The sequence below is a fragment of the Luteibacter anthropi genome, from assembly GCF_011759365.1.
GTDB classification, from domain to species: domain Bacteria; phylum Pseudomonadota; class Gammaproteobacteria; order Xanthomonadales; family Rhodanobacteraceae; genus Luteibacter; species Luteibacter anthropi.
Genome location: NZ_JAARLZ010000003.1, coordinates 297,964 through 315,111 on the forward strand (window position 1 = coordinate 297,964; position 17,148 = coordinate 315,111).

The window sequence follows — 17,148 nt, forward strand, 5'->3', positions numbered from 1 at the left end:
CGAGGCGCGCTCCTACACTTTCCACCGCGACAACACCCAGAACGCCACTGCACCCGACGTTGCCAATCCCATCCCCGTCATCGCCAACCGAAACAACACAAACGTCGTCTCATCCTTCGGATGAATCCACACCTGGATCATCAACTGATCCATCGCCAGCAACGCCACGATGGCGCTGCCGAAGGCCGCCACGGCAAACCCCCGCGCACCGCGCCTGGCGATGGTCATCCCCTCGCGGCGATCGATAAACACCAGCACGTTAATAATCATCAGCCCCAGCGCCATCGTGATCTGCACGATCTCAATGCCCATGCGGCATGCCCTCCGCTTCACGATGCAACGGTGACTCGAACATCACCTGCACATGCGCGCGCTGCACACAGTGCTGACCGACGGCCACCAGCGCCGCCACGCCGCCGATGGCCAGCGACAGGTCACGATGATCCGCATCATCGGCTTCCTCATGTGCCACCTCGGCCAGCAAGCGTGCCGTGCCCTGCGCATACGCCAACCATTCCGTCGCCTCGTTGAGCAGACGCTCGGCCGAGGCATCGTCGTCATCCAGAATCCAGTAGTCGTTGATGTCCTTCATGTACGGCTCCATGGGTCAGCGCCGCCCTCCCATCCCAGGTGTGGCACGCCATGGACTCCATGAACGTGCCACGGGGTAACGCAACGTCAGGTTGACGTTTTGCTGCGCATCGCTCCGGGACGATGAGGCCTGCCGGCGTGTCCGAGACCGGACGCCGGGCGGCGTGATTGTCGAAGTGGATGCGGCGTCAGCGGGCCTTTACCGCATAGCCGGCAACGCGCCGGGTGCTGACGGCAAGGCCTAAAGCGCTAGAGCGCGGCTCACGCCGCGGTTCGTCAACCGCGTTCTGGCAGGGCCGGAACGGCCCGGGCACCGGCGGGTGGGCCACCGCGGAGAAGCGGCGGGCGGGCGAGTGACGTAGAATGGGCGATAGCCATTGGACGATTCCTTGCTAGTGATAGCTAGTTGAGGAGGACTCGGTGGTTAGTGGGCCGGGGTGACTCGTAATCACCCCGGTTCCACGCCCCCACCGCCTTGGAGCGAAGGCTGCCTGCGAGTACGAGTGAACCGACAGCGCAGGCAGCGGTGACAACGTAGCAAAACAACACAGAATTGTCTGTAGGCGCCGCCCGCGTATGGTCGTCACGCCACCCCATCACGACCACGTTTCTCTGTAGGAGCGCGCCTTGCGCGCGACCGGTTGTCGCGAAAACCATCAACGCCTCGTATTGACCGGTCGCGCGCGAGGCGCGCTCCTACAGGGGTGCGTTGTCGCGAGGTTGGTTGCGCATCCGGTAACGGTGTTGCGTTGTAGGAGCGTGCTTGCGCGCGACCGGTTATCGCGAACACCATCAACGCCTCGTATTGACCGGTCGCGCGCAAGGCGCGCTCCTACAGGGGTACGTTGTCGCGAGGTTGGTTGCGCATCCGGTAACGGTGTTGCGTTGTAGGAGCGTGCTTGCGCGCGACCGGTTATCGCGAACACCATCAACGCCTCGTATTGACCGGTCGCGCGCGAGGCGCGCTCCTACACAGGCAGGGGTGCCAGGCGGCGGAGCTTCATCGCGATGGCGAGGCCTGCGAACACCAGCACACCGACGTAGATCGCTACACCGTTCCACCCCGCATGCGTCCAGGCAAATCCACCCAGCGAACCGGCAACGCTGGAACCCATGTAGTACGAAAACAGATAGAACGACGACGCGTGGGCCTTCGCCAACGGAGCGCGCTTGCCCACCCAGCTGCTGGCAATCGAATGACCACCGAAGAAGCCGAACGTGACCATGGCGATGCCCGTCACGATGGCCCACAGCGACGACGTCGCCGTCAACGCTACACCCGCCAGCATGATGACGAAGGTAGTCCACAGCACCCGGCGGCGACCTAGCCTGCCGGCGATGGAGCCCATCCATGCGGAACTGGCCACGCCGATCAGGTACACCGTGAAGATGGCGCCGACATGCGATTGCGACAGCGAGAACGGCGGCGCCAGCAGGCGGTACGAGGCGTAGTTGTAGATGGTGACGAAGGCACCCATCAACAGGAACGCTTCGGCAAACAGCCACGGCAGACCCTTGTCGCGCCATAGCGAACCAAACGAAGCCAGCAGCGCACGCGGATGTGCGCGGCGTTTTTCGAAATGCAATGACGTCGGCAAGCCTTTCGCAACGAGCGCGCAGGCGACGAGGCCCAGCGCACCGATCACGCCCACGGCCACGCGCCACGATGAGTGATCGGCCGCGAAACCGGAAATCAGCCGCCCACCCATGCCACCGATGGCGTTGCCGCCGATGTACAGGCCCATGGCAAAGCCGAGTGAATCAGCGTGGATCTCCTCGCTGACGTACGTCATGGCGACCGCCGGCAGGCCGGCTAACGTGATGCCAAGCATCGCGCGCAGCACGAGCAGTGTGGACCAGTTGGGCGCCATCGCGGTGGCAAGCACGAGCAACGACGAGCCCAGCAGGGAAGCCAGCATCACGGGCTTGCGGCCCCACATGTCGGACAGCGCGCCGGCGAACAGCATCGCCACGGCCAGTACGCCCGTGGTGACGGAGAGCGACAGCGAGCTGCTCGCCGCGTCCAGGCCGAAGGCTTTGGAGAAGGCCGGCAGCAGCGGCTGCACGCAGTACAACAGGCCGAAGGTGGCAAAGCCCGACGAGAACAGGGCCAGGTTGGTGCGCCGGAATGCCGGCGTACCGTGACGAATGCGCCGATCAATTAACGCCGCCGGCGCGGCGGGCGAGGAGCCGTCCACGGGAACCTCCAGGAGATGAACCATGGAGACAGGTTAGACCCTGAATTGAGTCGGATCGATAAGCCAAGCCATCCGGTTCAATATCCCTGACGAATCAATCGCACCCTGTAGGAGCGCGCCTTGCGCGCGACCGGTTATCGCGATCCCTGTCCATTCCGCCAAAACCGGTCGCGCGCAAGGCGCGCTCCTACAGAGTCATGGGTATCGAGGCCCATCCATGCAGAAAGGCTAGCGCGACGCCTCGCCCGAGGCCGCCCCATCCCACTGCACCGCCGCCGCCAGCTCGTCATCCGACAGCCCCAGCCCTTCTCCGTCGTCCCCCGGCGTGATGGTCACCACCCGCCCGTCATGCCGGGACAGCTCCCGGTCGCCCGAGGCCACCAGAATCCTGGCCTTGGCCTCATCCCCACTATGCAGGGTCAGCAAGGTCTTGCCACCCGCCACGAAACGCACCCCATCCCCGTGTTCCAACCGTACCGCCTGCACCACGCCCGCCCAGCGGGCCGGACCAACGAAGGTGAAACCTGCCTGGGCGTCGCGCCATTCGAAACGCCGCATCGGCTCGGCCGAGGGGGCGGGCTCGCCATGGGTGCCTGGCGGCGGCGAGGTCTGGGCGAACGCTGGCAGCGCCAGGAGCAAGGCGAAAGCGGCGATCTTCATGGAAGCCTCCGATAGGTCTACACAGCGTACGCCGACCGCGCCTCAGGCGCCTCTGTCGCCCGCCGAAGCAGGATCGACCGCTGATTCCCGCCCACTGACCCAGGCGAAAAGAACGATACCCAGCACGATGGCCACGGCACCGAAGGCGGCCAGCGTGTCGGGGAACGGCTCGCCGAGGAAGGCCACGCCGATGCCCGTGGCAAACAGCAGTTCCGCCGCCTGCATGGCTTCCACCGCCGCCAGCGCGGTGGGCTGCCGGCCGACGCTTTCAGTGGCGTGGAAAAAGAGCACCGTGGCGATCACGCCCGACGACAAGGCGACACCGCCGGCCAGCAGTGCCTCCCGCAGCGTGGGCGGCCCCACGGTCATCCAGGTCACTACCGCCAGCAGCAGCCATAGCGGCCAGCTGGCGAGGGTCATGCCGAACACGCGCTGCACCGCGCCCAGCCGGGTGCCGCTGCGCTCCAGGTGCAGCAGGATCATCCGGTTACCCAGTGGGTAGGCAAAGGCGGCGAAGACCACCGCTGCCACCGAAAGCCATGCCGTGGCATCGAGGGTGCCGTTTGCATGGCCCAATTGCAGGAGCAAGACACCTGCGAGGATGAGCAGGCCGATGGACAGTGTGCCCAGGTGCCAGCGGGCGCGCTCATCGCGGTAAATGAAGGGCGCCAGGAGCGGCCCGGCAAGCACCGTCGTCTGAAAGCTGCCGGCCACCAGCCACGATGGGCCGCTGTTGGCGGCCCAGGTCAGCGGCAGGCCGAACAATACGAAGCCGATGCCGCTCCAAAGGAGCCAGGTGCGCGGATAGGTGCGCAGTTCGTGAGGCAAGCGACCGAGCCCTCCCTGGAACGGCAACACGAGGGCAAGCAAAGGCAAGGTGATGAGATAACGCAGCACCACCGCCCATTGCCAATGGCCCCCCTCACTGACCAGGGCCCGGTTGAGTACGTAGGTGAAGGTGAAGAACAGCGCCGATGATAAGGCGATCGCCACGGCTTTAAGGGCGGTTGGACGCATGGTGGCTCAGCAGCAAAACGAATGTACCAACTATGCCAGATGCCCCCACCCGTCGTTCCAGCGAACGCTGGAACCCAGTGCCTCGGTCCACCAGAAAACAAGGCAACGTTACATCGGCCTTATGTCGGCAGCATGCCCGCGAAAACCCACTGCATCGCACTGGGTTCCTGCCTGCGCAGGAACGACGTGAGGGGTAGTGAGGTAACGGCAAGCCGCCACCCCGTCGTTCCAGCGAACGCTGGAACCCAGCGCCCCGGTCCACCAGAAAACAAGGCAACGTTGCATCGGCTCTTATGTCGGCAGCATGCCCGCGAAAACCCACTGCATCGCACTGGGTTCCTGCCTGCGCAGGAACGACGTGAGGGGACGACTGATTACATGGGTTCCAGGTGGGTGAGCAGCAGGCGGACGCTTTCCCTGCCCTGCCAGTCGTTCACCGTCAGCTCGTAGGCTGCACGGAAACGCTGTGGGGGTGGCGTGCCGTCGTAGCAGCTGAACATCACGGCATCCAGCGGGGCGCCACCTTGTTCGTGGCGCAGCTGGAAACGCAGGTGTCGCGTTCCCATCGGCTTCCACGACGCACATTCGAACACGTTTTCGAACAGTGGCGGCGGGAAACCCTGTCCCCATGGGCCAGCGTGACGCAGCTGCTTTGCCAGTTCCAGCGTGTGGTCGCGGTAATCCAGTTCGCCATCGGTATGGATCGATGCCTGCAAGCGCTCTTCGTCGAGATGAGCGATCGCCACGGCATCGAAGGCGGCGGCAAAACGTGCGAAATCTTCACTGCGCAGGCTCATGCCGGCAGCCATGGCATGGCCACCGAAACGCAGGATCAGGCCGGGATGCTTCGCATCGATTTCGGCCAGCGCATCGCGGATATGAAAGCCGGGAATCGAACGTGCCGAACCTCGAAGCTCGTCCGTTTCGTCACCCGCTGGCGCGAACGCCATGACCGGACGATGTAGTTTGTCCTTCAGCTTTGAGGCCACCAGGCCCACGATGCCCGCATGCCAGCCGGGATCGAACAGTGCCACGCCTACGGCATCCACGTGGGCCGCCTTCGCCACCATGCGTTCGGCTTCGTCCACCATGCCCGCCTGCATCTCGCGGCGTTCCTGGTTGATGGCAGACAGCTGTTCCGCATAGCGACGGGCGATGGCCATGTCGTCGGTGAGCAGGCAGGCCACGCCCAGCGACATGTCTTCGAGGCGTCCCGCTGCATTGAGCCGCGGGCCAATGGCAAAACCGAGATCGGTGGCGGCTACCGTAGCAACGGAGCGATTGCTTGCCTCGACCAGCGCCGTGATGCCGGCACAGGCACGCCCTGCCCTCATGCGTCGCAGACCCGCTTCGACGAGGATGCGGTTGTTGAAATCCAGCGGCACGAGGTCGGCGACGGTCCCCAGTGCAACGAGGTCCAGCAGCACGCTCAGGTCTGGCTCTTCGCCTTCGGCAAAACGCCCCTGCTCGCGCAATGACGCACGCAAGGCGAGCAGGAGGTAAAACATGACGCCTACCCCCGCTAGCGCCTTGCTCGGAAAACCATCACCGGAAAGATTCGGATTCACCATCGCATCGGCGTCGGGCAGCACATCGCCCGGCAGATGATGATCGGTGACAAGCACACGGATACCGCGCGCATGCGCAGCGGCTACACCGGCCACGCTCGCCACGCCGTTGTCGACGGTGACGATCAGCTCGGGTGCCGGATCAAGCGAGGCAACCAGCGCTTCACTCAGGCCGTATCCGTGGACGAAGCGATTAGGAATGACATGGCGCACCTGAGTCGCGCCAAGCAGACGCAATCCACGTACAGCCACTGCCGTGCCGGTGGCACCATCGCAGTCGTAGTCGCCCGCGACCACGATGCGCCAGTTCTCGTCGATGGCCTGGGTAAGCAGGGCCACGGCGTGATCCATGCCGCCTAGTTGCGTCGGCAGCAGCATGCGGGCCAGCTTGTGTTCCGCACCATCAGGCGTGCAGACGCCTCGCGCGGCATAGATGCGCTGAAGCACCGGATGCGTCCATGCAGACCAGCCGCTGGGCGGTGTCTCCATGGCACGCCGGTGCCACTGCTTGCCGCTCATGCCTTGCGCCAGAAGCGCAGGCGATGAAGCTTGCGCAGCACCATGCGCCGGCCATCGGCAAAGGACAGGCGAAGTTCCACGCCTGCCTCGATGCGCGACTGCAGCCAGGGCCACCAGTCGCGTTCGAAAGCGGTGGGCTGCACATCCTGAAGATCAAGCAAGCTCACCTGTAGGAGCGCGCCTTGCGCGCGACCGGTGTCGCGCGATGTCTGGTTGCTGGCAGTAGCATCCGACGAAGGGTCGCGCGCGAGGCGCGCTCCTACAGGGAGTGACGAGCGTGGCTGGATGTCTACGTTGGCTTTCTGGGCCAAGGCCCAGACCAGCAGGTCGTCGCTGTAGATACGTTGCTGGCCGCATTCCACCCAGTCGGGCAGCACGCCCGCGCCCCACAGCCATACGCTGTTGATCGGCGGCAGGCCTTCCTGCATGCGCAGGGCATTGGCCGGATGATTGTGCAGTACCACCTGCGCTTCATTGATGAGCGCGCGCCAGCGCCGGCCGTCATCGCCCTGGGGCAGTTGTTCGAAAAGATCGGCGCCCAGCGCTTCTTCCGGCTCAGGGAACGACGGTACCTGCACGTAGTCGGGCACGCGTAGCTGCCAGTGCTGCGGATCGCCCACCGACAGGCTCATGCCTTCGGCGGTGAAGGTTTCAGCCAGTGCGTCCACCATGTTCGCCGCTTCTTCCGGCAGCACGCCGAGATTGCCGCAGCCAAGCAGTCGTGCACCGTTGAGCTCCGGCTGTACCCATGCCGGATCGGCGCAGACCCAGAGTGCATTGCCGGCATCACCGGCAACGGCCTGGCGAATCAGCGCGGCGGCAGGCAACGGACCCGCCGGCCAGCGGAAATGTTCCGCCAGCGCAGCAAGATAACCCGGCACCGCCGATGACAGCGACGTGCCCCGCGCAAGCCATTGGGCGAAGGCGGGAATAGGCGCGAGCTTGTCGCGGCCGGGCAGCAGCAGGTGCAGGACGTCGGCCATGTCAGGCGTCGAGCTTTTCGAGAAGGTCGAGCCATTCCAGTTCGAGGGATTCCTTCTCCCCGCGCAGCTCGGCCTGACGTTGCCCCAGGCGCATCAGTTCCGCCGTGGAACCGCCATAGACTGCCGGATCGGCAAGCTTGGCTTCAATGGCGGCCAGCTCCTTGTCCATGCCGGCGATCAGGGTTTCGATCTTCTTCACCCGGGCGCGCAGCGGTTTTTCCTTCTCGCGTTCCTCGGCACTGAGCTTGCGCTTCTCTTTCGCGGAGCTCTGGATCGGCGCTTCGGGTGCGGCGGAGGCCACGGCGGCGGTCTTGCGCGTGGTGGCGCGGGTCTTCAGCCACTTCGCGTAGTCGTCGAGGTCGCCATCGAACGGCGAGACATCACCGTCGGCCACGCGCCAGAACTCGTCGCAGACCATGCCGAGCAGGTGGCGGTCATGCGAGACCAGCACCAGCGCGCCATCGAAGGCGGACAAGGCATCGGCCAGCGCTTCGCGCATGTCGAGGTCGAGATGGTTGGTCGGTTCGTCGAGCAGCAGCAGGTTGGGCTTGTCCCAGGCGATGAGTGCCAGGGCGAGTCGCGCACGCTCGCCACCGGAGAACGCGTCCACGGGTTCGAAGGCACGATCGGCGGGGAAGTTCCACGTACCGAGGTAATCGCGCAGCATCTGCGCACCGGCATTGGGCGCCTTCTGCTGGAGATGGTCGAACGGGCTCGCGCCTTCGATCAGGCTTTCCACCGTGTGCTGGGCGAAGTAGCCGATCTTCGTATCCTTGTGGAAGCCGCGCTCGCCGGTCATGGGCTCCAGTTCGCCCATCAACGACTTCACCATGGTGGACTTGCCGGCGCCGTTCGGGCCGAGCAGGCCTATGCGGTCGCCGGATTCCAGGCCGAAGGCCACATCGCGCAGCACCACGTGCGAGCCGTAGCCCGCGTCGATGTGATCGAGCTGAAGCATCGACGTGGGCAGGCGATCCGGTGCGGGAAACGAGAAGCTGAAGGAGCGCTCGGCGCGCACGGCCTCGGTGCCGGCCATCTTTTCCAGGCGCTTCATGCGCGACTGCGCCTGCTTGGCCTTGCTGGCCTTGGCCTTGAAGCGGTCGATGAAGGATTGCAGGTGGGCGCGCTCGGCCTGCTCGCGCTCGTGCGCGATCTGCTGCTGGCGCAGGTGTTCGGCGCGCTGGCGTTCGAAGGCCGTGTAGTTGCCCGTATAGAGCTTCGCCGTGCCGTCGTGCAGGTGCATCGTGTGCGAAGTGACAGCATCGAGGAACTCGCGGTCATGCGAGATGATCAGCAGCGTGCCCTGGTAGCGGCGCAGCCATTCCTCGAGCCACAGCACGGCGTCGAGATCGAGATGATTGGTGGGCTCGTCGAGCAGCAGCAGGTCGGACGGTGCCATCAGCGCGCGGGCCAGGTTGAGGCGCACGCGCCAGCCACCGGAGAACGAGGCCACGGCCTGTTCGTGGGTTTCCGGGCTGAAGCCCAGGCCGTGCATGAGGCGGCCGGCGCGGGCGCGGGCGTCGTAGCCGTTGAGCTCTTCGATGCGATGGTGGGCGCGGGCCACGGCTTCGTGGTCTTCGGCCAGGTAGGCCTCCTGCTCGGCCTTCAGGGCCGCCGCCACCTCGACATCGCCGCCCAGCACGTATTCGATGGCCGGATCGGGCAGCGCCGGGGTTTCCTGCGCCACCGAGGCCAGGCGCACCTTCGAGGGCATGTCGAGATCGCCGACTTCCGGTTCCAGCTCGCCCTTCAGCGCGGCGAACAGCGTGGACTTGCCGCAGCCGTTGCGGCCAATGACGCCAAGGCTCCAGCCGGACTGGATGGTGAGGTCCATCTGCGAGAGCAGCGTGCGGCTGCCCCGGCGCAGGGCGAGGTTGCGGAAGGAGATCATGATGGGCAATCAGCGATAGGCGACTGCGCATGATAACGGCCCGGCCGCGCCGCGTCGCCCGAAACGCGACGCAGCACACAGCCGTGAAGACGGCAGCGCGACGGTCGTGGCGTGCCCCGGGGCGATCTGCTACAACGGCGTCCTGCGCCGCCTTGGGGAGCGCGACGGAGTTTCTATGTCCATGTTCAAGCCTGTTTTCGCCGCGCTCGCCCTGGCGTTCGCCCTGACGCCTGCCGCCCGTGCCGGCGACAACCTGCTCGTGCAGCGCGTGCAGCAGGAGCAGGGCATGAACCTGCCCGCCAAGGGCATGTCCATGGCCGAGGTGGAGCGCCGCTTCGGCGCGCCCACATCGAAGCTGGATGCCCGTGGCGGCGGCAAGCCGAAGCAGCCGGTGATCAACCGCTGGATGTACCCCGGGTACATCGTGTATTTCGAGCGCAGCCGGGTGATCCACACGGTGCTCAATACCCCGGCCGGCAACAACACGAACCCCTCGAACCCCCTGTAGGAGCGCGCCTCGCGCGCGGCCGGTTCCTCGCGAACATTGGGTCGCGCGCAGGCGCGCTCCTACAACGCCCCGCGCACGATCGCCTCATTTCCCTGTAGGAGCGCGCCTCGCGCGCGACCGATTCCTCGCGAACATTGGGTCGCGCGCAGGCGCGCTCCTACAACGCCCCGCGCACGATCACCTCATTGCCCTGTAGGAGCGCGCCTCGCGCGCGACCGGCTCCTCGCGAACATTGGGTCGCGCGCAGGCGCGCTCCTACAACGCCCCGCGCACGATCGCCTCATTGCCCTGTAGGAGCGCGCCTCGCGCGCGACCGGGGAGGTCGCAAGGCCGGTCGCGCGCGAGGCGCGCTCCTACACAGCAAGGGTCATCTGGAAGCCTTACAATAGCCGGCTTTCCCCAAGCAGCCCCTTCCGACCATGACCGAGCGCTCCTCCTACCGCCTGCCCGCCGAATGGGAGCCGCAGGCCGGCGTCCTCATCGCCTGGCCGCACGCGGATACCGACTGGGCCGACCGCCTGGCCGAGGTGGAGACCACCTATGTCGCCCTGGCCGCTGCCGTTACCCGCTTCGAGCCGCTGCACGTCATCGTGGCCGATGCCGAGCTGCGCGAACGCGCCCGCCTGCTGGCCGAACAGGCCGGCGCCGACATGTCGCGCCTGCACTTCATCGAACTGCCCTACGACGACACCTGGCTGCGCGACTCCGGCCCCATCACCCTCACGGGCCCGGACGGCGTGCTGCTCAACGACTACCGCTTCACCGGCTGGGGCGGCAAGTTCGGCGCCGAGCAGGACGATGCCATCATCGCGGGCCTGCTTGAGCGCGGCGTGCTCTGCGGCCTGCCGCACAAGCGCATCGACTGGGCACTGGAAGGCGGCGGCATCGAGAGCGACGGCCAGGGCACCATCCTCACCACGTGGAAGTGCCTCAACCAGCGCCATCCCGAGCTGTCGCGTGAAGCAATGACCGACACGCTCGCCACCACCCTGCACGCCGACCGCGTGCTGTGGCTGGACCACGGCTACCTCGAAGGCGACGACACCGACGCCCACATCGACACGCTCGCCCGCTTCAGCCCGGACGGCGGCATCGTCTACCAGGCCTGCGACGACGCGACTGATCCGCATCACGCCGAACTGGGCAGGATGGGCGAGGAACTCGCGGCGCTACGCTCACCGGAAGGCAAGCCCTACCCGCTGCATCCCCTGCCCTGGGCCCAGCCGATCATCGACGAAGGCCGTCGCCTCGCCGCGTCGTACGCGAACTATCTGATCGTCAACGGCGCCGTGCTGGTGCCTGCCTATGGCGACCGCGTGGATGCCGAGGCCGCCCGTATCATCGGCCTGGCCCATCCGGGCCGCGAGGTGGTGCAGGTGCCCTGCCGCCCGCTGATCTGGCAGAACGGCAGCCTGCACTGCATCACCATGCAGCTGCCGGCCGACATCGCCAAGTAATTCACCTACACAGCGCGGCGAGAGCCGCGCGAGGATCGACGACATGACCCGCAAGACCCTCAAGGTCGCCCTCCTCCAGGAAACCGACCACGGCAACCGCGACGCCAACCTCGACGCCATCGAGGCGGGCCTGCGCAAGGCCGCGGCCGCTGGCGTGGAATTGGTGCTGCTGCAGGAGCTGCACAACGGCCCGTATTTCTGCCAGCACGAGAGTGTCGATGTATTCGACCTGGCCGAGACCATCCCCGGCCCGGGCACCGACCGCATCGGCAAGCTCGCCGAAGAGCTGAAGCTCGTCGTGGTCGCGTCCATCTTCGAAAAGCGCGCCACCGGCCTGTATCACAACACCGCCGTGGTCTTCGACCGCTCGCGCGAGATCGCCGGCAAGTATCGCAAGATGCACATCCCCGACGATCCGGCGTTCTACGAGAAGTTCTACTTCACGCCGGGCGACATCGGCTTTGAGCCGATCCGCACCTCGGTGGGCAAGCTCGGCGTGCTGGTGTGCTGGGACCAGTGGTATCCGGAAGCCGCGCGTCTCATGGCGCTGGCCGGCGCCGACCTGCTGTTCTACCCCACGGCCATCGGCTGGGACCCGAACGACAACGATGCCGAGAAGGGCCGCCAGCGCGAGGCCTGGATCACCGTGCAGCGCGGCCATGCCGTCGCCAACGGCCTGCCCCTGCTCTCGTGCAACCGCACGGGCTACGAGGCGGATCCTTCGGGCGTCGGCAGCGGCATCCAGTTCTGGGGCTCCAGCTTCGTGGCAGGCCCGCAGGGCGAATTCCTCGCCCAGGCCGGCACCGATGGCGCCGAACTGCTGATCTGCGATGTGGACATGGAGCGCAGCGAACATGTGCGCCGCATCTGGCCGTTCCTGCGCGATCGTCGCATCGACGCCTACGGTGACCTGACCAGGCGCTTCCGCGACTGAGCTGGACCGCACGAGCCGTGAAGCGCCTACTTGCGCTTCGCGGTTCACGCCCCACTAGTTACTGTTCGTCGTTCACGCTCCACTCCTAACGCGCTGGAATACCGAATGCTCCCGGACGAGATAGCCACCACCGACGTCGCAGCCCTGGAAGGCCAGCCCATCCAGCGCATGGAGCGCGATGGCGTCGAGTACGTCATCCTCGGCACGGCGCACGTGTCGCGCGCCAGTGTGCAGGCGGTGGATGCCCTGCTCGCCACCGAGCATTTCGATGCCGTGGCGGTGGAGCTTTGCGCCAGCCGCGCCCACGGCATCCGCGATCCGGAAGCCTTCAAGCAGTTGGACCTGTTCCAGGTCATCCGCCAGGGCAAGGCCGGCATGGTGGCGGCAAGCCTGGTGCTCGGCTCGTTCCAGAAGCGCCTCGCCTCGCAGTACGGCATCGAACCCGGCGCAGAAATGAAAGCGGCCATGGATGGCGCCGAAGCGCGCGGCATTCCCGTGTGGCTGGTGGATCGCGAAGTCGGCACCACGCTCAAGCGCGCCTGGCGCAGCGTCGGTTTCTTCCAGCGTTTCGGCCTGCTCGGCGGCATGCTTGGCAGTGTGTTCGAGCGCGAGGACATCGCCGAGGAAGACATCGAGAAACTCAAGCAGTCCGATCTTCTTGAAAGTGCCTTCAGCGATTTCGCCAAGGGCTCGGCCCCGCTTTATCACGCGCTGATCGCCGAACGCGACCAGTTCATGGCTGCACGTCTTCGCGAGAATGGCGAACGCATGGACGCCGATGCACCGTCGCGCAAGGTGCTGGTCGTGATCGGCGCCGGTCATCTGAAGGGCATGAGCGAACAGCTGGCCCACCAGCACGGCGATGCCCGCTCCACGGCCGACGACCTCGCCGTAACCCCACCGGCATCGAAGTGGCCCAAGTACATCGCCGTGGGCGTGGTGCTCGCGATTTTCGCCGTGATCGGCTTCGCCTTCTACCGCAATCCGAGCCTGGGCAAGGATGCGCTGATGAGCTGGGTGCTGCTCACCGGCGGCCTGTCGGCGCTTGGTGCGCTCATCGCGGGCGCTCATCCACTGAGCATCATCGCGGCCTTCGTTGCCGGCCCCATCAAGCCGTTCCGCCCCGGCATTCCGTCCGGCGCCATCAGTGCGATGGTCGAAGCCTGGATCCGCAAGCCGCGCGTCGGCGACTTCGAACGCCTGCGCGACGACATCACCCACTGGACGGGCTGGTGGAAGAATCGGGTGGCGCGCACGCTGCTCAACTTCTTCCTGGTGTGCATCGGCACCATCGCCGGCGAGTACATCGCCGGGTTCCATATCCTGCGCAGCCTGCTCTAGGGTTTGTGCAGGGCGAGTTGTCGGGCGTCGCGAACCGCTTCTATACTCCGGGAGCTACTTTTACCCCGGCCCCGCCCGGCACCCAGGGAACCCATTGATGAAGCGTTTGCATCTGATTGGTCTGACCGCTGTAGCCATGTGCGCCGCTTTTGCGGCGCACGCTGAAGGAAACAAGGCCAACGGGCGAACGCTCGTGTATACCTGTCAGGGGTGCCACGGCATCCCGGGGTACTCCAATGCCTACCCCAGTTACCACGTGCCGCATATCGCGGGCCAGAACGAGCAATACCTCGTCAATGCGCTGAAGGCCTACAAGAGTGGCGAGCGCACGCATCTGACGATGGGTGCGCAGGCGCAAAGCATGTCGGACCAGGAAATCGCCGACATCGCCGCCTATCTCTCCAGCATCGCCAAGTAAGCCGCCGAGGATGCATACGATGACCCGTGGGATCGCCCTGACCGCCATCGCCGCCCTGCTGGCGCTGACTGCCACCTCTTCCATGGCCGCCGGTGACCCGGCTGCCGGCGCCAAGAAGGTCGCCACCTGCGTGGCCTGCCATGGCAAGGACGGCAATGCCGTCGACCCGCAGTACCCGCGCCTCGCCGGCCAGTACGCCGACTACCTCGCGCAGTCGCTGCACGAGTACAAGGACGGCCGCCGCAACAACGCCATCATGAAGGGCTTCGCGGCCACGCTGTCCGACCAGGACATCAGCGACATCTCCGCCTACTTCTCCAGCCTGCCGACCAAGTTGCAGGGGCTGGAGGGGCATGTGCAGGATTAAGTCACCCCCTGTAGGAGCGCGCCTCGCGCGCGACCGGATTCGCCATACGCGCCCTGACGGGGGGGGCGTACCTACATGTGCAACCGGATCGCGATGCCGGTCGCGCGCGAGGCGCGCTCCTACAACGGTGAGGTGCTCCTTGCGGAACGCCGGAACCGCTACCTGGATTAGCCGGCCTTGCGCTCGAAATAAGGCTTCTCGCCTGTCTCGTGGTCTGTGACGTCGCGCACTTCGGTCACCTCGGGGATGCGCTCGCGCAGGGTTTTCTCCACGCCGTTCTTCAGCGTGACATCCACCATGCCGCAACCGTGGCAGCCGCCGCCGAAGCGCAACACCACCACGCCTTCGGCCGTGACCTCCACCAGCGAAATGCGCCCGCCGTGCGAGGCAATCTGCGGTGCGATCTCGGATTCCAGCACGTAACGCACCCGCTCGACCAGCCCGGCGCCCTCGCCCGGGGCCTCGCCCTTGATGCGCGGCGCACGGATGTTGAGCTGGCTGCCCGTGGGCGTCATCTCGTAGTCGATAGTGGCCGGATCGAGCCAGCGCATGCTTTCGCCATCGACATAGAGGTTGAAGCCCTCGCATTCGATGGTCCACTCGTCGCCCGTGAGTTCACCAGCGGCGCAGAATTCCAGCTCGCACTGGGCGGCGGGCGTGCCAGCGTCGACCACGCGCAGGCGAATGCCCAGGCCGTCTTCGCCCTGTTGCGCCACGAGGCGCTGGAAATGCGCCTGTGCGCGTTCCGAGATATCGATCATGTTGGCTCCGAAACGGGTCCGGCCGTCGAGCTGCCGGAAAACAGCACCATTTTAGTACGGTTTCCACATGAGCGCGCCGTTTTGACAATTCAACCGCCTGCACGCCACGCTTCACGCTTTCTACGTACGGACGCCCGGCCATGACGCTTTCCCCGCTCGCCTCCCAGCACTGCCAGCCGCGCAAGGGCGCGGAGCACGCGCTTGATCGCGCCGCCATCGACAGCCACCTGGCGTCGCTGCCGGGCTGGAAGGTGACCGCCGACGGCAAGGCCATCGTGAAAGACTTCCCTTTCAAGGACTTCCACCACACGCTGGGCTTCATCAACGCCGTAGGCTTCATGGCCAACCAGGAAGACCACCACCCTGACCTGGAAGCCGGCTACGGCCATTGCCAGATCCTGTGGTCCACCCACGATGTCGGCGGCCTCTCGCTGAACGACTTCATCTGTGCCGCCCGCGTCGAGGCCCTGCTCGATCGCTGACGTGCGCCCCGGCAGCTCTCCATGGTGGACGATGATCGCGACGGCCCTGCTGGCCGCGCTGGCGTTCGTCCTCTTGCAGCCCTTTGCTTCGCGGGTGATCCGTTTCTCCCTTGAACGCGAAGGGGCGGTGGAACGGGCAGCCCTCGCCAGCGGCGACTCGCCCTGGCACTGGCGCTTTGCCGGGCGGGACGACGTAGTGGCCGGGCGCGTTTTCGGCACTGGCCAGCTCGAGCCGGTGGATGACGGATTACAGGTCCGGGCAACGGACGACCGGCCGAACGAAGTCGGCTTCCCCCTCGCCCGCACGGTCGATCTGCGCCGGCTCGACACCCTGCGCCTGGACATGACGGCCTCGACTGCGGGCGAATACACCCTGAGCGCCCGCCAGACGCTGATTTCGCCCCTGCTGTTCGCCGATCTCGGCAAGCAGCCCCGTGGCCGGCTGCCCACGGCAATCCGTCTCGACCAGCTCGCGTGGCGCGATGCGGCCGGACGGCCCACGGATCTACCACCCCGGCTCGCGATGCTGCGCCTGGGCGTTCGCCTGCCCGCGCAGGCCAGCCTGACGCTGCGCGAGGCCTGGCTGTCTTCCGGCTCCGGGCCACTGGAAACCTCGGGCGTGCCCATGCCTGCAGGTCTCAGCGCCGAGGCCCTGCTGCACTGGCGTGACCGACGCTATGCAAGCGATCCGCTGGCGACGTTTGGGTCGCAGGCACCACCGGGCCCCCATTGGACGGGCTGGACCTGGCTGCCCCTGCCCATCTATGTCGTGATTCTTGTCATCAGCGGCCGGCGAGCCCACCGGCGCGGTGCAGCCGGAGCCACGGATGCGCTGCTGGCACTGGCCGGCCCGCTCTGGCTGATCGCCGGCCTGGGGCTAGGCCCGGCTTTATCTCCCGCTGGCGTGGCAATGTTCGCCCTGGGCGTGGCCTATGCGGGCGCCTTGGCCTGGCGCCGCCTGATACCTGCGTGGCACTGGTCAGGATCGTGGCGGATGGCGGGATGGCCCCTGCTGGCCATTCCCGTGACCATCGCCCTGGTTGCCGTCGCAGGCCATTCGCTGGCCTGGCCTCCGGCCGGGCGCGCCGCGCTTTATGTCGGCTGGGCCCTGTTCCAGCAATGGCTGCTGCTTGCGGTGGCCGGAAGCCTGCTCGACCGGGCGATGCCTCGGCCATTCGCCGTGTTGCTCACGGCACTGGCCTTCGCCCTGCTGCACACGCCGAACGGATTGCTGATGCAGCTGTGCTTCGTGGCCGAGCTGGGCTGGGCCTGGTGGTACATGTACCACCGCTCGCTGCTGCCGGTGGCCCTGGCCCATGCAGCGGCAGCCGTGGTACTACAGGCCGGACTCACCGGCGGCATCCTCCGCTCCCTGGAAGTCAGCGCCCGCTACCTCATGTAACGCGCGCGCCTCGTGTAGGAGCGCGCCTGCGCGCGACCGGGGCGCAGCGCA

General features: G+C 66.2%; 17 protein-coding genes. 8 read left to right on the forward strand and 9 right to left on the reverse strand.

Going from position 1 to position 17,148, the window contains the following annotated elements; translation table 11 throughout:
- Positions 1-12 precede the first annotated feature (12 nt).
- From HBF25_RS06795 to HBF25_RS06830, 8 genes are all read right to left on the reverse strand, one after another.
- On the reverse strand, positions 13-312 hold the full coding sequence (locus HBF25_RS06795; protein WP_166947184.1) for a hypothetical protein: 300 nt from the start codon (positions 310-312) through the stop codon (positions 13-15).
- On the reverse strand, positions 302-592 hold the full coding sequence (locus HBF25_RS06800) for a hypothetical protein (RefSeq protein ID WP_166947185.1): 291 nt from the start codon (positions 590-592) through the stop codon (positions 302-304). Before HBF25_RS06800 ends, HBF25_RS06795 begins: the two co-directional genes overlap by 11 nt.
- A 967-nt stretch (positions 593-1,559) precedes the next feature.
- The gene (locus HBF25_RS06805) at positions 1,560-2,789 is read right to left on the reverse strand and encodes an MFS transporter (protein WP_341778052.1); all 1,230 of its coding nucleotides are present in this window, start codon (positions 2,787-2,789) and stop codon (positions 1,560-1,562) included.
- 228 nt (positions 2,790-3,017) lie between these two features.
- Positions 3,018-3,449 carry a hypothetical protein gene (locus HBF25_RS06810; RefSeq protein ID WP_166947187.1) on the reverse strand — a complete coding sequence of 144 codons (432 nt, stop codon included), beginning with the start codon at positions 3,447-3,449 and terminating at the stop codon, positions 3,018-3,020.
- A gap of 42 nt (positions 3,450-3,491) precedes the next feature.
- The gene (locus HBF25_RS06815) at positions 3,492-4,466 is read right to left on the reverse strand and encodes a multidrug resistance efflux transporter family protein (RefSeq protein ID WP_166947188.1); all 975 of its coding nucleotides are present in this window, start codon (positions 4,464-4,466) and stop codon (positions 3,492-3,494) included.
- 374 nt (positions 4,467-4,840) lie between these two features.
- Positions 4,841-6,553: a single-stranded-DNA-specific exonuclease RecJ gene (recJ, locus tag HBF25_RS06820; RefSeq protein WP_166947189.1), complete on the reverse strand. Its 1,713-nt coding sequence runs from the start codon at positions 6,551-6,553 to the stop codon at positions 4,841-4,843.
- The gene (locus tag HBF25_RS06825; protein ID WP_166947190.1) at positions 6,550-7,536 is read right to left on the reverse strand and encodes a phosphoglycerate mutase; all 987 of its coding nucleotides are present in this window, start codon (positions 7,534-7,536) and stop codon (positions 6,550-6,552) included. Before HBF25_RS06825 ends, recJ begins: the two co-directional genes overlap by 4 nt.
- Before the next feature lies 1 nt (position 7,537).
- On the reverse strand, positions 7,538-9,427 hold the full coding sequence (locus tag HBF25_RS06830) for an ABC-F family ATP-binding cassette domain-containing protein (protein WP_166947191.1): 1,890 nt from the start codon (positions 9,425-9,427) through the stop codon (positions 7,538-7,540).
- Between the two features lie 181 nt (positions 9,428-9,608).
- On the opposite strand from HBF25_RS06830, the gene HBF25_RS06835 reads away from it, so the two are divergent.
- The 6 genes from HBF25_RS06835 (at position 9,609) to HBF25_RS06860 (ending at position 14,452) form a co-directional block, all read left to right on the forward strand.
- Entirely contained in the window at positions 9,609-9,935 is a 327-nt protein-coding gene (locus HBF25_RS06835) for a hypothetical protein (protein WP_208392452.1), read from the forward strand.
- Between the two features lie 419 nt (positions 9,936-10,354).
- Positions 10,355-11,392, forward strand: coding sequence for an agmatine deiminase family protein (locus tag HBF25_RS06840; RefSeq protein ID WP_166947193.1), 1,038 nt, complete (start codon positions 10,355-10,357; stop codon positions 11,390-11,392).
- 43 nt (positions 11,393-11,435) lie between these two features.
- Positions 11,436-12,326, forward strand: a complete 891-nt coding sequence (locus HBF25_RS06845; RefSeq protein WP_166947194.1) for a carbon-nitrogen hydrolase — start codon at positions 11,436-11,438, stop codon at positions 12,324-12,326.
- 105 nt (positions 12,327-12,431) lie between these two features.
- A complete protein-coding gene (locus HBF25_RS06850; protein ID WP_166947195.1) occupies positions 12,432-13,667 on the forward strand; it encodes a TraB/GumN family protein in 1,236 nt (411 codons plus the stop codon).
- 97 nt (positions 13,668-13,764) lie between these two features.
- Positions 13,765-14,085, forward strand: a complete 321-nt coding sequence (locus HBF25_RS06855) for a c-type cytochrome (protein ID WP_166947196.1) — start codon at positions 13,765-13,767, stop codon at positions 14,083-14,085.
- A 19-nt stretch (positions 14,086-14,104) separates the two neighbouring features.
- The gene (locus HBF25_RS06860) at positions 14,105-14,452 is read left to right on the forward strand and encodes a c-type cytochrome (protein WP_166947197.1); all 348 of its coding nucleotides are present in this window, start codon (positions 14,105-14,107) and stop codon (positions 14,450-14,452) included.
- A gap of 167 nt (positions 14,453-14,619) precedes the next feature.
- Here the strand turns inward: HBF25_RS06860 and HBF25_RS06865 are convergent, their stop codons facing one another.
- Positions 14,620-15,213, reverse strand: a complete 594-nt coding sequence (locus tag HBF25_RS06865; protein WP_166947198.1) for an NfuA family Fe-S biogenesis protein — start codon at positions 15,211-15,213, stop codon at positions 14,620-14,622.
- Positions 15,214-15,353: 140 nt separating this feature from the next.
- On the opposite strand from HBF25_RS06865, the gene HBF25_RS06870 reads away from it, so the two are divergent.
- Both HBF25_RS06870 and HBF25_RS06875 read left to right on the forward strand, forming a co-directional pair.
- Positions 15,354-15,695, forward strand: coding sequence for a 4a-hydroxytetrahydrobiopterin dehydratase (locus HBF25_RS06870; protein ID WP_166947199.1), 342 nt, complete (start codon positions 15,354-15,356; stop codon positions 15,693-15,695).
- A gap of 31 nt (positions 15,696-15,726) precedes the next feature.
- Positions 15,727-17,097 (forward strand): CPBP family glutamic-type intramembrane protease, encoded by a 1,371-nt coding sequence (locus tag HBF25_RS06875; RefSeq protein WP_166947200.1) that lies wholly within the window; start codon positions 15,727-15,729, stop codon positions 17,095-17,097.
- Positions 17,098-17,148: the final 51 nt, after the last annotated feature.